Source organism: Alkalibaculum bacchi, from assembly GCF_937875145.1.
GTDB lineage: Bacteria > Bacillota > Clostridia > Eubacteriales > Alkalibacteraceae > Alkalibaculum > Alkalibaculum bacchi_A.
Genome location: NZ_CALNCS010000108.1, coordinates 1 through 4,068, shown reverse-complemented (window position 1 = coordinate 4,068; position 4,068 = coordinate 1). Strand labels below are relative to the sequence as shown.

Here is a 4,068-nt window from a genome sequence, read left to right as displayed (position 1 = left end):
TTATAGGAGAGGACAGGGTGCTGGAATCGGAAATAGATGGAACTTTTTACGATTGTGATACAATTAAAACGTCAAATCGGAAAAATATTATTGATAGAAATCAACTAAAAGTGTTTGACTTCCTTAAACATCATTTTATCTGGCAGCAAGAGCATGGAAAAAGACTGACTCTGCGTCAAATCATAGCACAAATTACTTTTTCCTTAACAGCTGGCTTGGAGTGCAATGATGTCAAACATTATGACAATAAGAGATATTTATTTGATCATCTGTTTTCCAACTCACTGTTTGGTTATAAAAGTATAAATATAAATAGACAGGCCTTAGCCATTCAGGCAATAGCTGATATTTACCAAAATGGATATGATCGTAAGAGCCTTATATCTGACGAAGAACTATTTATTTTGAACGACTATTCAAGTTTAGACCCTGAAATACAAGAAATTATTACGGAGATAAAGGATAAATATAAGACATCAAATAGAAATGAATGGATACAAGCAATTAGAAGGATGTATATACTGTTCAATATTGAGACAGATGAATTAAAAAACATCGAGATTATAAGGGGTGTTTTCTCAAATAAATTCCCGCGATATTTAGATCTTAGAAATGGTAAAACACCAAATAATGCTGATAAAACTCTTGTAATTGAGGCTTTCGCAATTTTGCACACTGGATACGCAGGTAAAGATTGCAAAGAGATTCCGATAACACTTAAACGTAGCAGTGGAATTGATCAAAGTGTTCAATTATTATATGGTGCTATTCATAAAAGAGATATAAAGTTAATTACAAAGAATAGAACATCTTTCAATTTTGGTGGCGAAGAGATAAAACAGTTACATATTGAGATACAAGGGAAAACAATAGTTCAACCTATATCATTACCTTTATTAAACTATTTCGATGATATTAAAAATGGTGTGATCTCTACTAATATAGATCCACACCTAACACACGGTATTGACAGTATTAAGGCGCAGATGCTTTCACTTTTTATGCCTGATTCTCATACTGGCACAATAGAAATGATAGTAATGGGAACTCAGGATTGGGATAGTATTTCTTTACAAGAGGAAAATGGAGAATATATTTTAAGTAGCTATTAGTATGAAATGGGGTATATAAAATGAAAACTTTTTTCCCATCTGATGCAGACACTTCAAACGGCAGTGACAATATGGCGATTAAGCTATTCGGAGATAGAATCTATGCGGATCAATCTCTTTATGAATATCTAATTGAGTTTTTGCTTGTTTTTATTTCACCAAAAGATAAAGATAAGAAACTAGATACGATGGCGTTTCATTCTGACATCAATAAAGAACTGGTATATCACATCAAACCACGGATGGGCCTAAAAAGATTTATATTTTACAATCGTTCTAAAAAGGATGTAACAATTCCTGTAGATGAGAAAGCATATAAAGAAATTCTGCAGATTTTACAAAGGAAAATTGAAGAGAGTGGTGTTGAAGCAGATAAAGCAGAAAGCGCAATTGAGGCCATACAGGATTTGTTTTATGGCTATGCGGCAGTAATTAAAAATCGATCTTGGACGGCTCAGTCATTATTACCTATCGCACCTGAACTAATATTTTGTGAAGCTATGATAAATAAAAAAGAAAGATTAAAGCTATCGAACGGTTCTAACAACCCAAGTGACGAAGACATCGAAATGAAATTTGACTTTTCAAGGCATAATTTTATGGCAAGAGGCGGAGAAGTATATTATCTACATATTCTGCAAGCATTGCAAACTTGTGACCTTGATACAAGAGTCAGGCTCGAAGGTTTAATTAAAAATTTAGTTACTTCTAGTGGTGAGAATTTTTCTAAATTAGCAAACTGGATAAATGATTCATGGCTTGAAGAGAAAAATATTGAGCCAGACAAACTTTATATAAAAAAACAGATTGGTTTTATACCAGCAACTGGATATATTAATTGTGGTAAGGATACCGTTTTTGAACTAATTAATTACTTATCAAATGATATGAACCCTATAACGCGTATTGAATTGCTAGCAAAAGGTGTAGTGTTACAGATTATGAGAATGATGTGTAGAAGAACTACAGAATTTCTTGGTATCACTCCATCACCTTGGATAGTAGATTTGCGTTCTAAGAAAGCAGGAAATACTGTGATGAAAATATCTTCTAGTAGTTACCGAAAAACAGAAGAACTCTTCATATGTGCAATTAATAAAATTACAAGCAATTATTTAGATGAAAATGAGGGGGACCTTAAGTTAAAGACTCCATTTGAATATTTATCAAGGTCAAAAACCCATACATTGAATATGTTTAAGAGACTTGGTAAGGAGATGCAATTAATAATACCGTTGAAAGGTGGTCACGAAAGGTTTTCGCTATCTGAAGATTTAGTAAAATTTATAGTTCTTTCGATTGTTAAGCCCCAAGGAAAAATGACATTTGATATGTTTTTAGATAATGTTTATTATAATTACAATATCGTTATTGGTGCAAAACAGTATAAAAAGTGTACTAGTACAATTAATTTAGATGCAGAACAAGCTAGTTCATTCGCTTATAATGAACTTCAATTCCAGGATTTCCTAAAAAACACAGGTTTTTTAAGAGATTTATCAGATGCTACATCAATTGTATCAAACCCATATACGGAGGTAAAAAAACAGTGAAGTATATCGTTTCATCATTAAAGACTTATATTATAAATCAAGCTCCCCAGGAAGCAAGTAAAACAATGTTAAGAATTGATGGCTTTGAGGATGTTAAGATTTATGACTTATTTTGCAAGGAAATAAGTCAATACTGTGAAGAAAATAATATCAATCTTATTGCTAAGTTGTCCTATCCAAAATATCTTGAGTTTGAAAATTCAAAGTCTCCTAACTCTGCTCCATCCATTACATCAATGAAGCAAAACGGATGGATAGATAAAGATGATAGCTTAACTCAATATAGAAATTTACTTCCAAAAGAAAACGAAAAACTGCTTGTCGTCATGATGGGAACAGAAATAATAGAAGACAAAGGTGGGATTCATGACATTTATTATGTTAATTCAAATAGAATGGAATCTGATATGCAAGGCGACTATTCTAGTGTCTTTAATATGTTTAAATGGAGTGCTGATGAAAAGACCTGTATTAACAAATTATTCAAATGGTTATTTAGCCTAGTGCCTATAAATTTGTATAGATTAAGTTGTCTAGCTGATGAATGGCATGATGTAGATGACATATATATGCTAATTGAATATTTCTTTAAGAGCTTACCGTCTTGGAATCTATGTAAGCAAGAAGAACAATTGCCAAGTATGAAAGAAATACTAAATTCTGATAAAAATCTATTATTGACTAATTATGATTTTATAGAAAGAAACAAATTTAAAAGAATGAGCCATACACAATTTAAAAAATATAATAGCAAAATAAAAGAGTATAGTGCTAATTCTATGACTTTTTCAGATAATTATTCTGGCTGGGGAAATCAGTCTATAAAGAGTTATGGGGAAGTTTTATCAGGATTCATTTTAGGACAAAATATAGACGAATTACGAGCACAATTAACTGGTGTTGATTTTGCAATTACTCAGGATGTGCTTAATTTGAAATTAGATAATCCAGGAAGAGGAACGGGAACAAAAACTATAAAAGTTTATGGGAGCCCTTTGTATGCAATACTGTGGACAATAAACTCTGCAATATTAACATCTAAAGAATCAGCCTCATTAACGAAAATAGAATTTAGTTTCACTAAAGCAAGGTTAGTTAATCAAATTGACACTTCAGGAAGTAGCAATGAAAATCTATTAAAAGTTTTTAAAAATATATGTTACCACACAGGTGGAATATTTGATTTTATTTCAAACGGAAACTTGCAATTTGACGGGGCTGCTATTGATATTATAGTAACACCACAGAATTTCTTCACGCCCAATGATTCTTGTGAACAAGTTGAAGAGGGGCGTGTGTCTTCTTTAGGAATTACGCAAGAGCTTAATAAGATTAGCTTCTCGCTTTTCTTAAAGGACAATAATGATTCTATATTAGATGAGATTGATTATGAATGGTGTTTT

At 31.8% G+C, this 4,068-nt stretch carries 3 protein-coding genes; all 3 read left to right on the top strand.

Annotation, left to right across the window (positions count from 1 at the left end):
- Positions 1–1,112 (top strand): hypothetical protein (locus Q7P22_RS07205; protein ID WP_303862477.1); only part of this gene is annotated, 1,112 nt, incomplete at its 5' end.
- 20 nt (positions 1,113–1,132) lie between these two features.
- Positions 1,133–2,665 (top strand): hypothetical protein, encoded by a 1,533-nt coding sequence (locus Q7P22_RS07200; RefSeq protein ID WP_303862475.1) that lies wholly within the window; start codon positions 1,133–1,135, stop codon positions 2,663–2,665.
- On the top strand, positions 2,662–4,068 hold a 1,407-nt coding region (locus Q7P22_RS07195; protein ID WP_303862473.1), incomplete at its 3' end, for a hypothetical protein. The genes Q7P22_RS07200 and Q7P22_RS07195, both read left to right, overlap by 4 nt.